The organism is Paenibacillus sp. FSL R5-0713 (assembly GCF_037973325.1).
Lineage (GTDB): Bacteria > Bacillota > Bacilli > Paenibacillales > Paenibacillaceae > Paenibacillus.
In genome coordinates this window covers 2,912,887-2,931,652 of the sequence record NZ_CP150229.1, presented here as the reverse complement: position 1 = coordinate 2,931,652, position 18,766 = coordinate 2,912,887, and the positions used below count along the sequence as shown (strand labels likewise).

Here is an 18,766-nt window from a genome sequence, read left to right as displayed (position 1 = left end):
TGATACATCTATTGCAGGGATGCCTGAAGTTACAGCAATCCAGCCTGTTTAAGGTACTCTGCTGCAACCTGTTCAGGATTCGCTCCCTCTACGTTCACGTCATAGTTCATCTGACGCATCTCATCGTCCGTAATTTTGCCAGCAAGCTGATTCAGCACCTCAACCAGTTGTGGATATTGATCTGCCGTTTCTTGACGAAGCATCGGCGCACCTTGATACGGCGGGAACAATTCCTGATCATCTTCCAGCACGACGAGTTCATATTGTCTCAACTCACTATCGGTGGAGTAAGCATCTACGAGATTGATATCGCCTCGTTGAACAGCTCCATAGCGAAGCTTCGGTTCCATGGTTGCAACGTTCGGGAATTCAATTCCATATTTCTTCTGAATACCAAGGTAACCGTCTTCCCGATCCGAGAATTCCAGCGTGAAACCTGCCTTCATCTGCTGTTCTACCGGTTTGAGATCCGAAATGGTCTTGAGATTGTATTGATCTGCGATGCTCTTTGGAACAGCCAACGTATACGTATTGTTGTAATCCATAGGTTTCAGAAGTACCATGTTGAACTGGCTCAGCATTCCATCTCTGGCCTGTTCGTACACCTCGGTCCGATCGGTGCTGACTGCTGTTTCCTTCATGAATTCGGAGATCGCTGTCCCGGTAAATTCGGGATAGATGTCAATATCACCCGACTTGAGTGCATTGAAAAGGAATGGCGTTTTTCCTAATCCGGGTTTTAGTTCAACGGTCAGGTCTGTGTCTTTTTCAATCAACAATTTGTACATGTTAATCAGAATCTCCGGTTCCGCCCCCAATTTCCCGGAAATGACGAGATCCTTCTGTCCACCACGTGCCACGAAGGGAATGGTAATCACAAGTATCGCGATCAGAGCTAGCGAACCCAAGGTAACCAATGTTTTCTTGAAGGATAACCGCTGGAACTGACGCAATAGTACATCAAACAAAATAGCCAACAAGGCTGCCGGGATGGCTCCAAGGATGATCAGTGCGGTATCATTCCGATCAATACCCAGCAAGATTAATGCACCCAAGCCTCCTGCGCCGATCAAGGCTGCAAGTGTCGCCGTTCCTACAATCAGGACCATAGCCGTCCGAATTCCGGCCATAATGACAGGCATCGCCAGTGGCAGTTCCACTTTGATTAGACGTTGCCGACTATTCATGCCCATTGCATTCGCCGCTTCGACCATGGAAGGATCAACTTCGGATATGCCTGTGTACGTATTGCGGAGTACAGGAAGCAGCGCATACACCACCAATGCGATAATTGCAGGAAGTGTTCCTATACCAAACAATGGGATGAGTAATCCGAGAAGCGCCAGGGATGGTATAGTCTGCAACACAGCCGTAACCCCAATAATGGGTTCAGCGACTCTTGGTTTGCGTGTAAGGTATATACCAAGCGGAATAGCGATAAGGACAGCGAAGAACAATGCGATAAATGAGATCTGAATATGTTCCAGAAGAGCAGACAATAATTGGCCTTTACGCTCGCTGAACACCTCCGTGAATCTACTCATGTCCCTCACCTCGTTCCTGTAACTGTTCAGACCAGTATTTCATCAGATCTGCCCGATTGATCTCACCAATAATCTGTCGGTTGCGTTCCACTAACAAATGGTCGTGAGAACTCATAATCTCAACCAACTCCGGTAAGGTAGTTGATACGGGAACGGCAGTTTTAGCTGACTTTGGCACATGACCCGGTGAGAGTGGTGACATGATGGATCCAAGATCAAAAACAGATTGTGAACTCGTATCGGTGTTAGGACCTCCAACAAATTCACGTACGAAATCATTAGCTGGCTGTCGGATCAGTTCTTCCGGGGTGCCTACCTGCAGAACCTGTCCATCCTTCATAATGCAGATGCGATCACCCAGCTTCATCGCTTCCTGAATATCATGGGTGACAAACACAATTGTTTTTTTCATCTGGCGCTGGATATCCAGAATATCGTCCTGCAATTTCTCACGGCTCATCGGATCGAGTGCACTGAATGGTTCATCCATCAATACAATCTCGGGATCGGCAGCGAGTGCACGCAACACTCCAATTCGCTGCTGCTGTCCACCAGATAGTTCGGCAGGTTTGCGCTCACTGTACGTATCTCCATGCAATCCAACCATGTCCAGTAGCGTATGTACGCGCTGCTTGATCTGATCTGACTTCCATTTTCGCAGCTCAGGAACAACCGCAATATTTTCGGCAATCGTCATATGCGGGAATAGTGCAATCTGTTGCAGCACATATCCGATATTCCAGCGCAATTCGTGAATGTTGTATTCATCAATTGAGCGTTCATTAATGAGCACTGCTCCATCTGTTCGCTCAATCAGGCGATTGATCATTTTGAGCATGGTGGTTTTGCCACATCCACTCGGACCAATCATGACAAACAATTCTCCCTTGTTAATGTTGAGGTTAACCTGACGCAAAGCCGTAGTTCCATCAGGATATTGTTTTGATACATTTTCGAACTGAATCATCCGCTCTCTTCGCCCCTTTATCAAACCTTTATCAAACATTCATTCTCATCTATTTCCCCAAAAGTGTGTTCGTATAATCACTGCTGTCCGTCGTGCCTGTGGTTATGCATAGATCCATATTTCAATCAACGATGTCAACATGCTGGTAGACAGGCAAAAAGACGGGCACTAGGCACCGTCTTCTCTTTAATTACAATATGTTTCTTCCATTAATTCCATACTGCCATATGATTTTGAACAAATTGCTCCATTGAGATTGGGCCATTCCCCGTCAATCTCAGCACGGTATCCGTTACTTGATCTTCGCGGCCTTCTTCACGGATGGCAATATCCAACCCTGCCAGAGCTGTTGCATAGTCTTCAGGCATCCCGGCTTGAATCATGCTGTTCCTCAGTTCATCGTCGGACAAAGATTCATGCTGGATGGACTGACCCAGTAAACGACTAATGATGTTGGAAACCTGCCCATAGGACAACGTCTCCGGCCCTGTAATCATATGCTCTGTATTATGAGGAATAACATCTGTAAGTGCTCGGAAGGCAACAGTTGCAATATCATCTGCGCTGACAAAACCGATTTTCCCGTCACCCGTAGCACTGTAGATTTTACCGAGTTGCTTCATCGTCTCCCGATGCGGTCCCTCCGTAAAATTCTCCATAAAATAAGATGGTTGGAGAACAGCCCACTCGGGAGCATGCGCTTTTAAATACTGATGTACTTTGCCAAATATGGGACCATTCTCGTCGATCGAAGCACTGCCGAGCAAGACAAATCGCTTAACGCCGCTCCACAATGCTTCCTTGATGAACGGAATCATGACGTCTTCTGGATTCATGTCCATGACTGGCACGACAAGGTACACCTGGTTCACATTTTTCAATGCCTGAGCATACGTATCGGAATCGTACCAATCGAAATAGACATAGTTATCACCAGAACCAGAAAGAGATGCTTTAGTTCTTCCTGCCAAGCGCACCGGATATTGTTGCTTTTGAAGTATAGCCGCAACACGGCTTCCTGTTTTTCCATTAGCCCCTGTAATCAGTGTCACCGGTTTATCATTATTCATGTTTACTTCCTCCTAAGTCCGATTCAATTACGATCATCGGATTCCAATAGTCTTTATAATGTGTAATTTTTCCATTCTTGTGGCTCACCACAGAAATGTAGGTTTGGTTGTATGGCTTGCCTGTAACTAATGAGCGCCCTGTACAAGTAAATTCAGCCACAAACTGTTGTTTCGTGGAATCGGCCAAGATTACCGGTTCAGAAAACTGCTGGATTTCGATCATCCCCAACAGATTATGAACATGATTCGCAAGTTCGGCTTTGCCTTCCAGTTTCTGAGGATATCCTGCTGGTGCATATGGGAATTCGAAGATAGCCTCAGATGTATATAGGTTCAACCACTGTTCCAGTTTTCCTTCCAGTAACAATTGAGTAAATCCGTGCATGATCTGATGCGGTATACTATCTGCTTCCAACTGCTGAAATTGTGTCATCCTTACTTCCTCCTTCAGTTTTGTTTGGCGAACTTTTTCCAGACCAATCAGTCTATAAAAGTTAAAAAATAAACGCCTTACGCGTTCATTTTCAAAAAAAAAATTTATGAAGGTTCATGCTCAAATCATGTGAATCGTTAATCCATAGCCCTTAGAGTCATTTGTACAAAATCTCGCAGCGCTTCTACACTTGCACCGCTCTTCGCCGTAAAGGTCAATGAGAGTCGGGAATAATTCAGATAACGGGCAAGCCCAGGCAATTCTTCCTCTGCGTGCTTAAATTCACCATTCCTCTGGCCTCGTAACAGCGCAGTATGAAAAACATCTTCCATTTGTTGATTAGTGGTTTGAATAAAGGCTGCGATTTCGTGATTTTGTGGTGCCTGTTCCACCGCGCTATTAATGATAAAACATTCATTACGACGTTCATCGTCTGTGAGCACGTTAATCACTTCGTTGAACAACTCTGCCATGCCTTGCCTCACACTTGTGCACTCGTTTAATAGTCTGATGCCCGCTTCTGTCTTCTGCTGAATATAGAATTTAAGCGCAGAGACAAATAAATCATGTTTCGTTCCATATGTGTCATACAGGCTTTGCCGCGCAATGCCAAGTTCACTCAGCAGTAAGCTCAAAGATGTACCTTCATAACCATACGCTCCAAATACGGACGTTGCTTTTCTTAGAACAGTTTCCGTGTCAAATTCCTTGGCTCTTCCCAATTTCAGACCTCACCTCCCTGTTCATTAAATAAAGAATACCTTTTCCAGACTGATCAGTCAAGAAAATAAATGCTTTGATTTTTCACAAAGTGGTATAATGAGAATAGAAGCTGAATGAATTCTTTTACCACTTACAACCATGAACACATATAAAGGAGTGTACCCATATGTATATTCAAATTACAGATCTGGCTGCAAAACGATTGACAGAAAGCTTGAATGACCAACCTGGATACTTCAAAGTAATCTATGATCTGGAAGGTTGCGGATGTAACGGAGTTATTGCGATCATCATTGTTGATGAACTCGCAGCTCTTGACGCCCAGATTGAAACCAATCTGGTTCCGTTCTATGTTGATCCGAAACAGCAACTGAACCTGGAACAACACATGAAGCTGGATACAGAAGAAAATTATCCTTCCTTCAAATTAAGCAGTGACTCCGGAGTACTCAGCGGTAATGTTCGCGTTCGTGATACACGTGCCGTAGCTGTGGGAAGCTCCGGTGGATCTGACGCCTGCATGTTGTAACCCAGTCTCTAAGAGAACTTAACAATAGTCTCTTCTCAACAAAAGCCGTTGCATATGCAACGGCTTTTAATCTTCTTTTCTTTGTATGCCTCTATCAGAGTTGCAAAAAAGACTCTATAAAAGATGGAATAACTAAACATTTACACGAAACGGAGAGGACAGAAAAAACCTGAAGAAGCGAAGCGTTCGCCTTTATCCCCGGATTTTCACCATTATAAATTGATCAAAAAATCAGGGGATAACAGCGATCGGAAGGTTGTTCTGTCATCGGAGTGTCCAGTGTAAATATCTTTAGTTCAACTTGGATAGCAAACTTTGTTTACAACTCGGAAACAATTGGAGAACCTATGGATATAATCCTCTAGTATACTCGGTATATAGATTCATATATTCCGAGGAGGAACACACACCATGAAACCTTTTACTCGTAAATCCATCATATCTACAATTCTCATAGGCTCTGTTGTCGCAGGTTCTGCTTTTACTACGTTTCCCATCACTTCAAACCTGAATCCCGTCGCGTCTGCTGCTAACTCCAGCTTCACTCAATTTCTGCATGATAATGCACCTGGTCGTACGATCAAAACCATCAAAAATGTGGCAACCGTGACCAATGTTTCCAGTACAGTTGTGCTTGTCAATAAAAAGAGAAATCTGCCTTCAACTTACGCACCACAAGATTTGGTTGTACCTAATATTCCTTTTAGCTTCTCAGGCTCAAGTCCGAAGAAACAGATGCGTAAAGTGGCTGCAACCGCTATTGAAAAATTATTTGCCGCTGCCAAAAAAGACGGCATTGATATCAAAGCCGTGTCTGGTTATCGCTCTTATGCGACTCAGAAATCAATCTTTGACCGGAATGCCAGCATCAAAGGTGAAGCAGTTGCCAATAAAACAAGTGCTCGTCCAGGACAAAGCGAACATCAAACAGGTCTTGCAATGGATATTTCCAGCGCTTCCGCCGGTTATGATCTTCAGCAAAGCTTCGGCAACACCAAAGAAGGCAAATGGCTAAAAGCCAATGCACACAAATACGGATTCATCATTCGTTATGGCAAAGACCAAGAGAAATTAACGGGTTATTCCTATGAGCCATGGCATGTACGTTATGTCGGAGTCTATATTGCTGGTGAAATTACCAATCAGAAACTTACACTGGAGCAATATTTGGAACGAGCCAAATAAGGTAGATATCTACCTTATCTCTAGTCAGCTATTCGATTAGATAAAAGAAGGATGAATATAGATATCAAGGCTGAAATTGAAGATGGGGCCGATAGTGGCCCTCTTCTGTTTCAATCTTTTTCATTTTGAACACATCATCACGTCCCAACGATTCTCCTAAAGACAAGTGGCAATCTCTTTAGACTTTCAGTTCCAGCCCAAGAGCCTGCGCCAGCAAGTAGCGCATTATGACACAAATACAGTGCGACATTGTACACGATTGAACCCAAAATAATCTCCATAACGACAAAACGTTTTAACGTCGAAGATTGGATCACATATACCCGAAATTCATGCGGGTCATGCCCTCCCTTAAATCTTGTGATGAGAGCTTTCATGAATCACCTCTAGTGTTTTATTTTAGCGTATGGCAGGCAATCCTTGTCTTATGCAAAAATAATACTTACATAAAGTAACTAAGTGTGTTATAGTAATTTTATAAATCATACATAAGCGAGGGAAACCATCATGAGTGAGTTCGAGAACCTGGTTAAAAACCGCAGGTCGGCTGTTATTTTTGAAGAAGGAATTGAGATTTCGGAGTCTGAACTGCAAGAGATGTTTGCCCTGAACAAATTTGCACCATCTGCCTTTAACCTGCAACACACCCACTATCTTGTGATCAAAGACGAGGAACAGAAAGAGAAAGTTTATGAAGCTTCCCAGCAATATAAAGTAAAAACAGCTTCTGCGGTCATCGTGGTTCTGGGCGATGTCAACGCACACCATCATATCCGCACCATTAACGAAGGTTTGCTGAATCTGGGCGCCCTCACTCCGTTCCAATATGAGCAAGAATCCCAAAGTGTAACCGAATTTTACGAATCTCGCGGCAGGTTCTTCCAACGTGAGGATGCGATTCGCAATGCCAGCCTGTCTGCCATGCAGTTGATGCTGATCGCTCAAGATCGCGGTTGGGACACCTGTCCAATGATTGGTTTTGACGCAGAAGAATTACAACAAAGCTTGGATATCCCTAATCATTACGTACCGGTTATGTTGATTACCATCGGCAAAAAGTCGGAAGCCAAACAACGTCCGCGCGGTTACCGTAAACCAATCAATGAATATGTTAGCTTCAATAAAATGCACGCTGAATAAACAGATAACCTGCAAACTAACAAAGCAAAAAGCCACGGTTTCGTGGCTTTAATACGTTTCATAGATTAATGTGTCCAACATATGAAATTCATCGTCAAACTCCGCGTATATGTACAATCGACCAGCAGGTGTATCCCCCGCATCATATCCCAATCGAAGGTAACGATCTCCCTGAAATTCTGCGTCAGCCAAAACCAATTCACTGATATCCTCGTCCGGATGGGCCTCGGCAATGGTTTTAAGGGCCTGCTCCTGAAGCATGTCCCATCGATCCCACGTCGCTTCCATATATGGAGACAATTCCTCCATCTCAGCCTTGGTTGAAACCTGTGCAGTGACTACCAGTTCTTTATCCTGAATATGTAAGCGCATCTGATAGTTGGACATTGATGCGTCATACTGAAACACACCCATCCCCTGAACTTCATGATTGGATTCAAAAATCAGATTGTCTGCATATTGCAGTCTCTCCAGCTTGGGATTAACGCTATAATCCAACTCGGTTAATTTGTTCTCGGAACAATAAAGCTCTCTTAATTGCACGTTATGACGAAGCTCCAGCTTGCTAATATGGTTGTTAAAACAACGGATACTCTCCAGAACCAGATTTGAAGTAAGATCCAGCTGTTTGATATGGTTGTGATTACATCGAAGTTCAAGCAAGTTTGAACAGCCGGATACATCGAGATCCAACATGTAATTGTTAGCGCAATCCAGTCGCCGCAGGTGTGTATTGTGTTCAAGCTCAAGCGTGAAAAGAGCATTATAACTGCAACTCAGTTCCTCCAACTGCTCAAGGCGCTCCAAAGCCAGCTCCGACAACATATTCCAATGGCACTCCAGCGTGACAAGTTTGGAATTATGAGAAAGATCCAATTGGCGAAGTCGATTAAAGCTGCAATCGAGTACCTGCAATTCTGAATTGGAGTGGAGGTCCAGAGTAAGAAGCTGATTCTCTCTGCAACGTAACGTCCTGAGCATGTGATTCTGAGCAAGATCCAGACCCGTCAATTGGTTATAGGCACAATCCAACTCTTGAAGACCTTTGAAATACTCAATCCCGTCCAGATTACTAATATCGTGATTTGAAAGCTGCAATGTCTCAACCTCACGAACATCACTCTCCTGAATAAATCCCCTCTCATTACAAAAACGATCCAACACAACTTGCCTGAACCGTTCATCCGTGAAGGCATAGGTGATATCCATATCTCACTCTTCCCCTCCTGTTCTCTTAAAACATCCTTTAACATATCCTTCCTATTCTACGAGTTTTGGTACGGGGAATCAATTCATTATGCAATATTTTTTATACCATGTTAGCATCCAATATGTAAGAGAAAACCATATTGAGAGGAAGAATTCCATGCAAATGGTTATCGAAAACCTCCCGTCGTGTCGTCTTGCCTATGTTCGACAAGTGGGGCCTTACGGTCCGGCCAATGCCCAAGCGATGAATACACTCAAACAATGGGCAGTCAAAAACCAATTGCTTCATGAATCAGCAACATTACTGGGCATCCCCCAAGATGACCCGACTACCACACCACCCGAAGAATGTAGATATGATGCCTGTATTGTTATCACGGAATCTAAACGTCTGGAAGATGACATAGTTGAGATTGGCGAGTTATCAGGCGGAGACTATCTCATCTGTAAGGTGAGACATACGGCAGAAGATATTCAGCAGGCTTGGAATGTGATCATCCCCCATTTGCATGCAAGTGGTTATGTGATGGACAACAAACCAGTTATTGAACGGTATCGATGGGAACTGCTCCATCAGCATTGGTGCGAAATATGTGTGCCTGTGAGGCCTGTGTAATCCATGTTATGAAAAAAACGAAAAAAGTGACTTCAAGTTGAAGTCACTTTCTCGATTAAATACTATTAATACTATATAAGTTGAACTAATCATTTACACGATAACGGAGAGGACAGAAAAAAACTGAAAAAGCGAAGCGGTCGCTGTTATCACCGGAATTTCCCCTTCGAAAAAGGGAATCAAAAAAATTCCGGGATAACAGCGATTGGAAGGTTATTCTGTCATCGTAGTGTCAGTGTAAATAATCTTTAGTTCAAGTTATATAGCCAGATTAGAAATTAAAATGCCCAGTTGCCTTTACGGAATACCGGCTCGATTGTGCCATCCTGTAACTCACCATCGATATCCAGCTCTGCGGAACCGATCATGAAATCGACGTGGGTCAGACTCACATTGCACTCATGCTTCAACAATTCATCGTTAGACATCGTTGTGCCATCTTTCATGTTGAATGGATACGCACTTCCCACAGCCAAATGGCAAGATGCATTTTCATCAATGCCCGTATTATAGAAAATACGATTCAAGTTGGAGATCGGGGAGTCATGAGGCACGAGTGCCACTTCACCCAGATAACGTGCTCCTTCATCCGTGGCAAAGAGGTTCTTCAGATGCTCTTCGCCTGATGCTGCCGTAAAGGCAACAACTTGTCCGTCCTTGAAGGTGATTCTCATCTGGTCAACCAGTTGCCCGTTCAGGTTCAGAGGCATGGTGCTGCTAACATAACCGTTCACCCCACTGCGCTTAGGCATGGTGAATACTTCTTCAGTCGGCATATTGGCAACCGTGTATACGCCTTGTTTATTTTCGCTGCCACCACCGCCCCAGATATGATTGTTAACCAATTCGATTTTCAGGTCTGTACCTGGCGCACGGTAATGCAAGCTCTTATAGTTCTTTTGGTTCAGAAGATCACTCATGGTATTCAGAGTATCCAGATGCTCTCTCCAATTTTGTACGGCGTCTCCGCCATCCACACGGTTCATTTTGAAGATGGTTTCCCACATCACGTTGATTCGGTCTTCTTCCGGGATGTCGGCAAACACTTTGTTCGCCCAAGCCTTGGTCGGTGCTTTGATCAAACACCAGCTAATTTCATGATTACGTGTATATTTGGAATATCCTTTACGTGCTTGAGCAGCAGCCTTAGTTGCACGGGAGACGTTGTCCGAATTAATCCCATTGTACAGATCCGGGTCAGGTACTTTGATCGTCAATGTTGCTCCGCCGGCTTCAGCGAACTTCTCCATCATATCGCCTTTCCAGGCCGGATAGTAGTCAAAGCTGTCATCCGAGCCATGTTCGAAACGACTGCGGGTAATGTTATCATCATCGAATTCCACTTGCACGTACTTCGCTCCGGCTGCATACGCTTTTTGAACAATCAAACGTGTGAATTCAAGCGTTTCGATGGGGGCAGTGACGAGCAAGTCCTGTCCTTTTTGAATATTTACACCGACTTTGACAACCAGTTCTGCGTATTGTTCCAATGACTTTTCAAAGGTTTGTTCAAATTGACTCATGGTTGTGTTCACTCCTGTTTCATATATTATACGACCGCTTTCGCTTCTGCAGAATCGAATCCTTCTCTTTCACTACGCAGGCACAATCCCCAAAATTTCATCTATACAAAATGATCTAACTATGACGTTTTTCTTGTTCACGTAACTCAATCCGGCGGATTTTACCAGAGTTGGTCTTCGGCAGATCCGTAACAAATTCGATCTTGCGTGGATACTTGTAAGGTGCTGTAATTTCTTTGACATGGTGCTGCAATTCACGCATCAGTTCTGGTGAAGCCAGTGAATCATCTCGCAGTACAACAAAAGCTTTCACCACATTGCCACGGATCTCATCCGGACTTGCAACCACCGCGCATTCCTTCACACTGGCGTGTTTCATAAGTGCTTCTTCCACTTCAAATGGTCCGATGGTGTAACCCGAACTGATGATGATATCGTCACTGCGACCTTCAAACCAGAAGTAACCTTCTTCGTCTTTACGTGCACGGTCCCCTGTTACAAAATAATCGCCACGCTGACTCGCTTCCTTCCGTCCCTCATCCTGATAATAGGATCGGAACAAAGCCGGCATCTCTTTGTGTACCGCGATATCTCCAACTTCACCCGCAGGTACAGGTTGTCCCTCTTCATCGATGATTTCAATCAACCCAGGTGTAATCGACTGACCCATCGAACCAATACGTACAGGCGCATCTTTGAGACTGCCGATCAACAACGTGCTCTCGGTCTGTCCATATCCGTCTCGAATAGTGAGGTCAAAGTGACGCTGGAAGATTTCAATGACTTCCTGATTGAGCGGTTCACCCGCTGAAACAGCACTGCGCAGATAGGACAGATCATAATGTCCAAGATCATCGGCTTTGGCCATTAACCGATATTCGGTTGGTGTACAGCATAGAACATTAATTTGATGTTCCTGCATCAATTCCAGGTAACGCTTGGGTTGGAATGATCCATTGTAGACCAGTCCGGTCGCGCCTCTTCCGAGTACCGACAGGAACGGACTCCAGATCCATTTTTGCCAGCCAGGTGCCGCTGTTGCCCATACGGTATCTGAAGGCTGAATATCCAGCCATAGTGAAGAAGCGATCCGCAGGTGGGCATATCCCCAACCGTGGCTATGTACAACTCCTTTGGGATTACCTGTTGTGCCCGAAGTATAGGCAAGAATAGCTGTATCATCACGGTGAGTGTCCACTGCAGCCATCTCTTCAGGTTGATTTTGCATTAACTCATGCACATTGACCCAACCTTCAGCAGGTACGACAACTTCACCATTAGGAGATGCTACGATACGATGTGCCAGTGACGGCAGATCCGCGTCCATCTTTTCCACTTCCGAGGTTGTCTCGGACCATACAATAACAGCCCGCGCCTCAGAGTGACGCAGACGATATTCCAGATCTTTAGCCCGTAACATCTCAGAGGACGGAATAACGGCAATCCCCAATTTAAGACAAGCAATGTAAATGACATAGGCAATGATACGGCGTGGTACCATGACCAGCACCCGATCACCCTTCACCAGTCCTAGTTCACGCAAACCTCCAGCAAGACGATTCGCCTGCTTGAACAAATCACCATACGTGATCTCTTCCAATTCTCGTTGATCGCTGAGCCATCTAAGTGCAATCCGGTCTGATGGATGATTCTCCATCTCGGATGTCAGGTTATAGCTTTCAGGCGAAATCCACTGTTCAAAGTTCAAATGGAGCCTCTCCTTCGTAGTTCAAATGTAAAGCTTCTATATATTATACCCTAAATCCTAGGACCAGGTGCTATGAACTAGGCTCATTCCGAAAAAAATAAACATAGGTCAATTAATGAACTATTATAATAGATCTTATCCTATAAAGAAAATGACATATAAAAAAAATGGCACCTTCCTGGTTATCAGGACGGCACCATTTCATATTAATTTTCTATTACCATAATCTTTGTCTAACTATAATTTTTCGGTTACCACGGATAATTACCCATTCCGTCAAGAATGATTTCGATCTCATTCAACTCTTCCGTTGTCAGGTCCGGTGCCTTGAGCGCAGCTACGTTTTCTTCGATCTGGGACACACGGCTTGCACCAATCAGTGCGGAGGTTACACGGTTACCGCGCAAGATCCAGTTCAGAGCCAGTTGAGAGATCGTCTGACCTCTTCTTTCTGCAACCGCCTGAAGCGCATCGAACTTGGCAATCCGTTCGTCCGTATAAGCTTCTTTTTTCAAATTGCCTGTTGGATTGGCTCTTTCTTCCTTAATCTTGTCGACATATTTATTCGTCAACTGGCCGCGGCCGAGTGGACAGAATGCTATTGAACCTACGCCCTGCTCATCCAGTACGTCCTGCAAACCGTCTTCGATCCAGCGGTTCAACATGGAGTAATTCGGCTGATGAACCAGACACGGCGTACCCAGACGACGGAGAATGGTCACCGCTTCTTGCGTCTGTTCTGCATTATAATTGGATAACCCCACATACAGTGCTTTACCTTGCCGCACGATATGATCCAGCGCTGTCATGGTCTCTTCCAAAGGTGTATCCGGATCTGGACGGTGATGATAGAAAATGTCTACATAATCCAGTCCCATCCGGCCAAGGCTTTGATCCAGGCTCGCAATGAGGTTTTTGCGGGAACCCCATTCGCCATAAGGTCCATTCCACATGTGATAGCCAGCCTTTGACGAAATAAGCAGCTCATCCCGATAAGGACGCAGATGTTTTTTATATATCACACCAAAGTTCTCTTCCGCTGATCCTGGAGGTGGACCATAGTTATTCGCCAGATCGAAATGGTTAATTCCGAGGTCAAAGGCACGCAAAATCATCTCTTCCTGAATATCCAACGTACGGTTACCACCGAAGTTCTGCCATAGACCCAGCGCAATTTGCGGCAGTCTGATTCCGGATTTACCGGAACGTACATATTTCATCTCTTCATATCGTTGTTCACTCGCAGTATAGGGCATCGTTATTCTCACTTTCCTGTAAGGTTTGCCTTGCTGCTTCTAATCTTAGTCATTTCTCGGGCAAAACGATATGGCATTTCACTATAACCATATGGAAAAATGACTGTTATCTATACCAACGAATGTTAAATCATTGATCTTTTAATCTAATTAATATGTTAAAATGCAAGATGAGATGAAATCGTACAGGAGTGAATACCCTTGATTACATATATGTTTAAAAGCAATCATTTTCAGGAGCTTCAGCTCCTTCATTATGGTACGGAAGCCTGTACACCAGGTCATCACTTTGGCCCTGCCATGAGAGACTATTACAAAATTCATTATATTTTGAATGGCAAAGGCACCTTCGAAGTAGGAGGCAGAACATACACCCTGCACAAAGGTCAAGGTTTTCTGATCGTTCCGCATTCTGTTGTTCATTACGAAGCAGATCAGGATGACCCTTGGGAATACAGCTGGGTTGCTTTTCAAGGTAGCAATAGCCAAACCTTTTTACAGCAGGCTTGTCTGTCTGAGCATCACCCGATTTTTGAGCTGGGCAATGAGGATGACGAGATGCGATCCTGTCTGCATCGAATGATTAATTCGCGACACACCCACAAAGGCTGGGAGATCAGTATGACTGGTTTGCTTTATCAATTTTTCTCCATTTTGATTGATCAGGCCAACTCAGAGCATCTTCAACCCATGCAGGATTATTCGAAGGAAACATACGTAACGCAGGTCATGGACTTTATTGAAATGAACTACGCCAATGCTATTACCGTTCAGTCCATCGCGGCCCATGTGGGCTTGCAGCGCAGTTACCTGTGCTCTCTCTTCAAGGATCAGATGGGGAGCAGTATCCAGTCGTATCTGGTCCATTACCGGATGCGCAGGGCAGCCGAATTGACCCTTGATCCCGGTCTGACCATTGGTGATATTGCCCGCTCGGTGGGCTACACTGATGCATTGCTTTTCTCCAAAATGTTCAAAAAAGTGATGGGCGAAGCGCCCACCTACTACCGCAAACATAAAACAGCACCCTCCCAGTTAAGTTGCTAACTTGGGAAGGTGCTGTTTTTTGCCAATCGATATCACTTGCATTTGTTCAATACTAACATTCGTTTAATCCTTACGTTTGTTTATACCGTCTCCTGCATGGATATGCCCACGACTTGCACTTTAATTTCATTAACCATAACACCCGCTAATTGCTCCACGGCCTGTTGAACGTTATGTTGAAGTTCACGGCATACCTCATGCATCTTGTTGCCATATTGAATGTTAATGCGCAGCTGGATGGTCGCCTGATCGTCTTTGACGTGCACATCAATCCCTTTTTGCAGACTCTTGCCGCTGATGCTCTTGGCAATCCCTTCAGTCAGCCCCACAGACATGGAAGATACGCCATTCGTGCTCTGCGCGGCCATCCCCACAATCTTGGACAGCACATCGTTCGAGATGTGAATGGTACCCATTTGAACAGATTGAGGTGCGATATATTCAGGTTCGTTATATGGTTTTTCGATAATTTCAGACATGTGCTCCACTCCTTCGAATAATTTACATGCTAGGCATTCTGCCATTTGTCCTTGAAGAACATAGTATAGATTCGAACCAAAAGAATTTTAACGATCATATACACCGGGATAATAATCAGGATGGCAATAATTCCACCCAGGTCCCCTGCACCCAAGACCAGAATAATCGTCGTAAGCGGGTGAATATCCAGCTTTTTGCCAAATACGTACGGTGCAACCAGGTTGTCCTGAATCTGCTGAGCGACAAGAATAATAATCAGAGACCAGATGGCAACGGATGGCGATACGACGAGACCCATGATCACAATAGGTACAGACGACACAATCGCTCCGATAAACGGAACAAAGTTCATGATGACCGCGATTACTGTGAGCAATAATGCGTACGGCAGTCCAATAATCAGGAAACCGATATACATCAGTACACCCAGCGCCAGATTTACCAAGACTCTTCCCACAATAAAACCACTCAGGGCCTGATCAATCTCAAGCACAACTTCACGGCTGTCATTTTGGAAACGTTTTGGAGCGATATGGGCCAGTTTACGGCCAAATTTCTCACCTTGTAACAGCATGTAGAACAAAAGGATCGGTAATGTAAACAAGATGATCGCAAAACTGGAAACGAGTGAGAAAAATCCACTTACATAGTTGGTCACAAAGTTAAATCCTTTGTTGATATACTCCGTAATCTGAGAGAAAGGTGTTGAGCCCTCGGGGAACAAGGCTTGAATGGCACCATTCTGCTCCAGCTCTCTCAGCTGTTCACTTAATGAATTGATTAGATTCGGTGCGTTATCGACCAGATTCACCAATTGCTCACGTAACGATGGCCATAAGCCAATGATGAAGAATACACCCAGAATAGCAATAACCAAGTAGATTAGCAAAATACTTAGTGTACGATTGATTTTCTTTTTCTCCATATAATTCACAAGCGGTCTTAGCAGATAATAAAAGAACACGGACAACATCATCGGTACGGTAATGACCGTGATCATGGTGACAAGCGGCTGAAAGATGAAGCTCACACGTGATAATAAATAGATATTAACCAATATCAGCGCCAGTGCGATACTGAACCGGACAAACGTATTTCCTTTGAACAAAATTTTCCCCTCCACATGGACATTTCTTCTCTAATTTAATTTGGAATCTGGATGGTAAACACGGTGGTCTCTCGACCACGCCCGGAAAGGATCAGCCGTCCACCCATTTTCTCTGTATTACGCCGTGCGATGGACAACCCCAGCCCGGTGCCTCCTGTCGCTGTACGTGCCTCATCCCCTCGTACAAACGGGTCAAAGATCGTTGACCACAGTTCTTGGGGTATGCCCACCCCGGTATCTGCCACTTCAATCACCACATGGGTATCCAGCGGAATGAGTTCCACACGCAGTTCTGTCCCGAGCGGATTATACGATAAGGCATTGGTGATTAGATTCTGAATGACTCTGGATAGCAGCTCCGGATCATACCTTGCGTAGATCTCCTCATCAGGAACAAGCACATGAAGGACAAACTGTTTCTGCTCAATCTCACCATACGTATCTGCCATAATCTCGCGCACGAACTCTCCAATTTCTCTTCTCTCAATCTGCATGTGGAAATCAGGCGAATCCACCTTGAGCAGCTCCAGCATATTCTGTATCATGCGTGCAACTTGAACAGATTTGTTATAGATGTATCCCAAATATCTTTGCTGCCTGTCCTTGTCCTCTCCACGTCCTTCCACCAAAGCCTGAGCATATCCCTGTATAGATGTTATCGGTGTCTTTAGATCATGGGATAAGTCTACAATCAGTCGCTGCTTGCTCTCTTCCGCATAACGTTTCTCCGCAGAGGTGTTCTCAATAACGTCCGCCATGTAGTTAAAGGTCTCACCAATCTGGACAAACTCCCTCTCGGCAGAGATCGACATCCGTGTACTATAATTTCCCTGAATCATCTGCGTAAGACCCGAGGAGAGAATACCCAGTGGCTTTTTGATTCTCCGTGCGACCCAATAGCTATATACAAAGATCAACAACAAAACTAAACCAATACCAATCATAATGTAAAAGGATAACGGGTGCTTCAGATTGGTAATCAACTGATTATCATTAATCCTTACGCTGACCAGATCACGCGGGATCTTGAGCAACACATACGTTGGCGGTCCTTCTGCCGAAAATGGAGTGATGGAGTAATAGTACGGTTGGTCGCTTCGGTTCTCCAGTCCTGCATACAGCTCGGCTTCACTATATTGGGTGAACGAATCCTGCTTGTCTCCCACATGATGAATGACGTTACGATTCACATCCAGAATCTCAATCCAACCCCCGCTGTCCTTGAGACGTTGAATCTCTGTATCTTTTCCTCTCGACACCGAACCTCCACCGGAGTAATATTCGTTCTCCAGCTCTGCCACATACACGTGGGCTTCAACATTCAGATCTGGATCAACGACCTGATCCGAAATGCGGAAATCCACGACATCCAGTGACACTATAAGGTATACAATCAATACCAGTAACAGCAAAAAGAAGTTGAACAGCAAGAAATCCAGTGTCAGGGATGTCTGCAACAGTCGCTTTTCTCTAGCTTTCCATGGGCGCTTCAATTTTGTATCCCAGTCCCCTTATCGTTTTGAGATATTCCGGTTGTCTGGAATCACGCTCGATCTTCTCCCGAATGTTGCTGATATGTACCATGATGGTGCTGTCCTCGTGCGCGTAATAATCGCCCCAGACCGCTTCGTATATTTTTTTACGGGTGAACACTCGGCCAGGTTGATCAAGCAACAATTCCATAATTTTATACTCTGTAGAGGTTAATGTTACAGCTGTTCCTGAACGAAAAAGAATACACTGGGATCGATCAAGTGTCAGATCACCCAATACCAGATTCTCTTCTTTGGCAGCGGGGATCTCTGCTGCATCAAATTGATTGACTCTTCTGAGCAGCGCCTCTACTCTGGCGACAATCTCGAGCGGGTTGAATGGCTTCGCTATATAATCATCTGCCCCAAGTCCGAGTCCAAGGATTTTATCGTGATCCTGACTTTTGGCGGACAGGAATAGCACAGGCATGTGATGCGTAGCCCTGATCTGCTTAATTAACTGCAATCCGTCCATTACAGGCATCATGATGTCCAGTATGACCAGATCAATCTGTGTTGAACGTATACATTGTAGCGCTTCGGCCCCATTCACGGCAGTCTTAATGGTATAATCCTTCTCCAGATAGAGCTGAAGCAGTTCAACAATCTCTGGTTCGTCATCTGCAATTAATACGGTGTATCTCATGTTATTCCTCTCATTTCCTATACTCTATGCCTATCTCTACATTATTACTA

At 44.7% G+C, this 18,766-nt stretch carries 18 protein-coding genes; 5 read left to right on the top strand and 13 right to left on the bottom strand.

What is annotated here, in order from left to right; translation table 11 throughout:
• Positions 1–29: 29 nt before the first annotated feature.
• The 5 genes from opuFB to MKZ12_RS13335 form a co-directional block, all read right to left on the bottom strand.
• The gene (gene opuFB, locus MKZ12_RS13355; RefSeq protein WP_339260821.1) at positions 30–1,544 is read right to left on the bottom strand and encodes an osmoprotectant update ABC transporter permease/substrate-binding subunit OpuFB; all 1,515 of its coding nucleotides are present in this window, start codon (positions 1,542–1,544) and stop codon (positions 30–32) included.
• A complete protein-coding gene (locus tag MKZ12_RS13350; RefSeq protein WP_339260819.1) occupies positions 1,537–2,511 on the bottom strand; it encodes an ABC transporter ATP-binding protein in 975 nt (324 codons plus the stop codon). Before MKZ12_RS13350 ends, opuFB begins: the two co-directional genes overlap by 8 nt.
• A 209-nt stretch (positions 2,512–2,720) precedes the next feature.
• The gene (locus MKZ12_RS13345; RefSeq protein WP_339242189.1) at positions 2,721–3,581 is read right to left on the bottom strand and encodes an ergot alkaloid biosynthesis protein; all 861 of its coding nucleotides are present in this window, start codon (positions 3,579–3,581) and stop codon (positions 2,721–2,723) included.
• A complete protein-coding gene (locus MKZ12_RS13340) occupies positions 3,574–4,014 on the bottom strand; it encodes a nuclear transport factor 2 family protein (protein ID WP_339260817.1) in 441 nt (146 codons plus the stop codon). The genes MKZ12_RS13345 and MKZ12_RS13340 overlap by 8 nt, the downstream gene beginning before the upstream one ends.
• 137 nt (positions 4,015–4,151) lie before the next feature.
• Positions 4,152–4,736, bottom strand: a complete 585-nt coding sequence (locus MKZ12_RS13335) for a TetR/AcrR family transcriptional regulator (RefSeq protein WP_339260816.1) — start codon at positions 4,734–4,736, stop codon at positions 4,152–4,154.
• Between the two features lie 167 nt (positions 4,737–4,903).
• Between MKZ12_RS13335 and MKZ12_RS13330 the strand changes: the two genes are divergently transcribed.
• From MKZ12_RS13330 to MKZ12_RS13320, 3 genes are all read left to right on the top strand, one after another.
• On the top strand, positions 4,904–5,266 hold the full coding sequence (locus tag MKZ12_RS13330; RefSeq protein ID WP_339260815.1) for an iron-sulfur cluster biosynthesis family protein: 363 nt from the start codon (positions 4,904–4,906) through the stop codon (positions 5,264–5,266).
• Between the two features lie 411 nt (positions 5,267–5,677).
• A complete protein-coding gene (locus MKZ12_RS13325) occupies positions 5,678–6,451 on the top strand; it encodes a M15 family metallopeptidase (protein ID WP_339260813.1) in 774 nt (257 codons plus the stop codon).
• A 507-nt stretch (positions 6,452–6,958) separates the two neighbouring features.
• The gene (locus MKZ12_RS13320) at positions 6,959–7,591 is read left to right on the top strand and encodes a nitroreductase family protein (protein WP_339242177.1); all 633 of its coding nucleotides are present in this window, start codon (positions 6,959–6,961) and stop codon (positions 7,589–7,591) included.
• 48 nt (positions 7,592–7,639) lie between these two features.
• Here the strand turns inward: MKZ12_RS13320 and MKZ12_RS13315 are convergent, their stop codons facing one another.
• The gene (locus MKZ12_RS13315) at positions 7,640–8,800 is read right to left on the bottom strand and encodes a leucine-rich repeat domain-containing protein (RefSeq protein ID WP_339260811.1); all 1,161 of its coding nucleotides are present in this window, start codon (positions 8,798–8,800) and stop codon (positions 7,640–7,642) included.
• A gap of 157 nt (positions 8,801–8,957) precedes the next feature.
• Between MKZ12_RS13315 and MKZ12_RS13310 the strand changes: the two genes are divergently transcribed.
• Positions 8,958–9,416, top strand: coding sequence for a GyrI-like domain-containing protein (locus tag MKZ12_RS13310; protein ID WP_339260809.1), 459 nt, complete (start codon positions 8,958–8,960; stop codon positions 9,414–9,416).
• Positions 9,417–9,694: 278 nt separating this feature from the next.
• Here the strand turns inward: MKZ12_RS13310 and MKZ12_RS13305 are convergent, their stop codons facing one another.
• The 3 genes from MKZ12_RS13305 to MKZ12_RS13295 all read right to left on the bottom strand — a co-directional run bounded on the left by MKZ12_RS13305 (position 9,695) and on the right by MKZ12_RS13295 (position 13,903).
• Positions 9,695–10,939 carry an aminopeptidase gene (locus tag MKZ12_RS13305; RefSeq protein WP_150367448.1) on the bottom strand — a complete coding sequence of 415 codons (1,245 nt, stop codon included), beginning with the start codon at positions 10,937–10,939 and terminating at the stop codon, positions 9,695–9,697.
• A gap of 115 nt (positions 10,940–11,054) precedes the next feature.
• On the bottom strand, positions 11,055–12,596 hold the full coding sequence (locus MKZ12_RS13300) for an acyl--CoA ligase (RefSeq protein ID WP_339261397.1): 1,542 nt from the start codon (positions 12,594–12,596) through the stop codon (positions 11,055–11,057).
• 302 nt (positions 12,597–12,898) lie between these two features.
• On the bottom strand, positions 12,899–13,903 hold the full coding sequence (locus MKZ12_RS13295; protein WP_339260807.1) for an aldo/keto reductase: 1,005 nt from the start codon (positions 13,901–13,903) through the stop codon (positions 12,899–12,901).
• 201 nt (positions 13,904–14,104) lie between these two features.
• Between MKZ12_RS13295 and MKZ12_RS13290 the strand changes: the two genes are divergently transcribed.
• On the top strand, positions 14,105–14,950 hold the full coding sequence (locus MKZ12_RS13290) for an AraC family transcriptional regulator (RefSeq protein ID WP_339242168.1): 846 nt from the start codon (positions 14,105–14,107) through the stop codon (positions 14,948–14,950).
• 80 nt (positions 14,951–15,030) lie between these two features.
• Here MKZ12_RS13290 and MKZ12_RS13285 read toward each other — a convergent pair whose 3' ends face one another.
• Genes MKZ12_RS13285 through MKZ12_RS13270 form a run of 4 tightly spaced genes read right to left on the bottom strand, consistent with a single transcriptional unit; the run spans position 15,031 to position 18,716 of the window.
• The gene (locus MKZ12_RS13285; RefSeq protein ID WP_339242167.1) at positions 15,031–15,429 is read right to left on the bottom strand and encodes an Asp23/Gls24 family envelope stress response protein; all 399 of its coding nucleotides are present in this window, start codon (positions 15,427–15,429) and stop codon (positions 15,031–15,033) included.
• Between the two features lie 29 nt (positions 15,430–15,458).
• Positions 15,459–16,538: an AI-2E family transporter gene (locus MKZ12_RS13280; protein WP_339242165.1), complete on the bottom strand. Its 1,080-nt coding sequence runs from the start codon at positions 16,536–16,538 to the stop codon at positions 15,459–15,461.
• Positions 16,539–16,573: 35 nt separating this feature from the next.
• Positions 16,574–18,031: a HAMP domain-containing sensor histidine kinase gene (locus MKZ12_RS13275; protein ID WP_339260806.1), complete on the bottom strand. Its 1,458-nt coding sequence runs from the start codon at positions 18,029–18,031 to the stop codon at positions 16,574–16,576.
• Positions 18,009–18,716 (bottom strand): response regulator transcription factor, encoded by a 708-nt coding sequence (locus tag MKZ12_RS13270; RefSeq protein ID WP_339260804.1) that lies wholly within the window; start codon positions 18,714–18,716, stop codon positions 18,009–18,011. The genes MKZ12_RS13275 and MKZ12_RS13270 overlap by 23 nt, the downstream gene beginning before the upstream one ends.
• Between the last annotated feature and the right edge of the window lie 50 nt (positions 18,717–18,766).

Bases quoted from the DNA above. Each gene is read 5' to 3' on its own strand.
- MKZ12_RS13300 (WP_339261397.1), bottom strand. From the start codon at position 12,596: ATGGAGAATCATCCATCAGACCGGATTGCACTTAGATGGCTCAGCGAT.
- MKZ12_RS13295 (WP_339260807.1), bottom strand. From the start codon at position 13,903: ATGCCCTATACTGCGAGTGAACAACGATATGAAGAGATGAAATATGTA.
- MKZ12_RS13350 (WP_339260819.1), bottom strand. From the start codon at position 2,511: ATGATTCAGTTCGAAAATGTATCAAAACAATATCCTGATGGAACTACG.
- opuFB (WP_339260821.1), bottom strand. From the start codon at position 1,544: ATGAGTAGATTCACGGAGGTGTTCAGCGAGCGTAAAGGCCAATTATTG.
- MKZ12_RS13320 (WP_339242177.1), top strand. From the start codon at position 6,959: ATGAGTGAGTTCGAGAACCTGGTTAAAAACCGCAGGTCGGCTGTTATT.
- MKZ12_RS13305 (WP_150367448.1), bottom strand. From the start codon at position 10,939: ATGAGTCAATTTGAACAAACCTTTGAAAAGTCATTGGAACAATACGCA.
- MKZ12_RS13285 (WP_339242167.1), bottom strand. From the start codon at position 15,429: ATGTCTGAAATTATCGAAAAACCATATAACGAACCTGAATATATCGCA.
- MKZ12_RS13315 (WP_339260811.1), bottom strand. From the start codon at position 8,800: ATGGATATCACCTATGCCTTCACGGATGAACGGTTCAGGCAAGTTGTG.
- MKZ12_RS13270 (WP_339260804.1), bottom strand. From the start codon at position 18,716: ATGAGATACACCGTATTAATTGCAGATGACGAACCAGAGATTGTTGAA.
- MKZ12_RS13345 (WP_339242189.1), bottom strand. From the start codon at position 3,581: ATGAATAATGATAAACCGGTGACACTGATTACAGGGGCTAATGGAAAA.
- MKZ12_RS13325 (WP_339260813.1), top strand. From the start codon at position 5,678: ATGAAACCTTTTACTCGTAAATCCATCATATCTACAATTCTCATAGGC.
- MKZ12_RS13310 (WP_339260809.1), top strand. From the start codon at position 8,958: ATGCAAATGGTTATCGAAAACCTCCCGTCGTGTCGTCTTGCCTATGTT.
- MKZ12_RS13330 (WP_339260815.1), top strand. From the start codon at position 4,904: ATGTATATTCAAATTACAGATCTGGCTGCAAAACGATTGACAGAAAGC.
- MKZ12_RS13340 (WP_339260817.1), bottom strand. From the start codon at position 4,014: ATGACACAATTTCAGCAGTTGGAAGCAGATAGTATACCGCATCAGATC.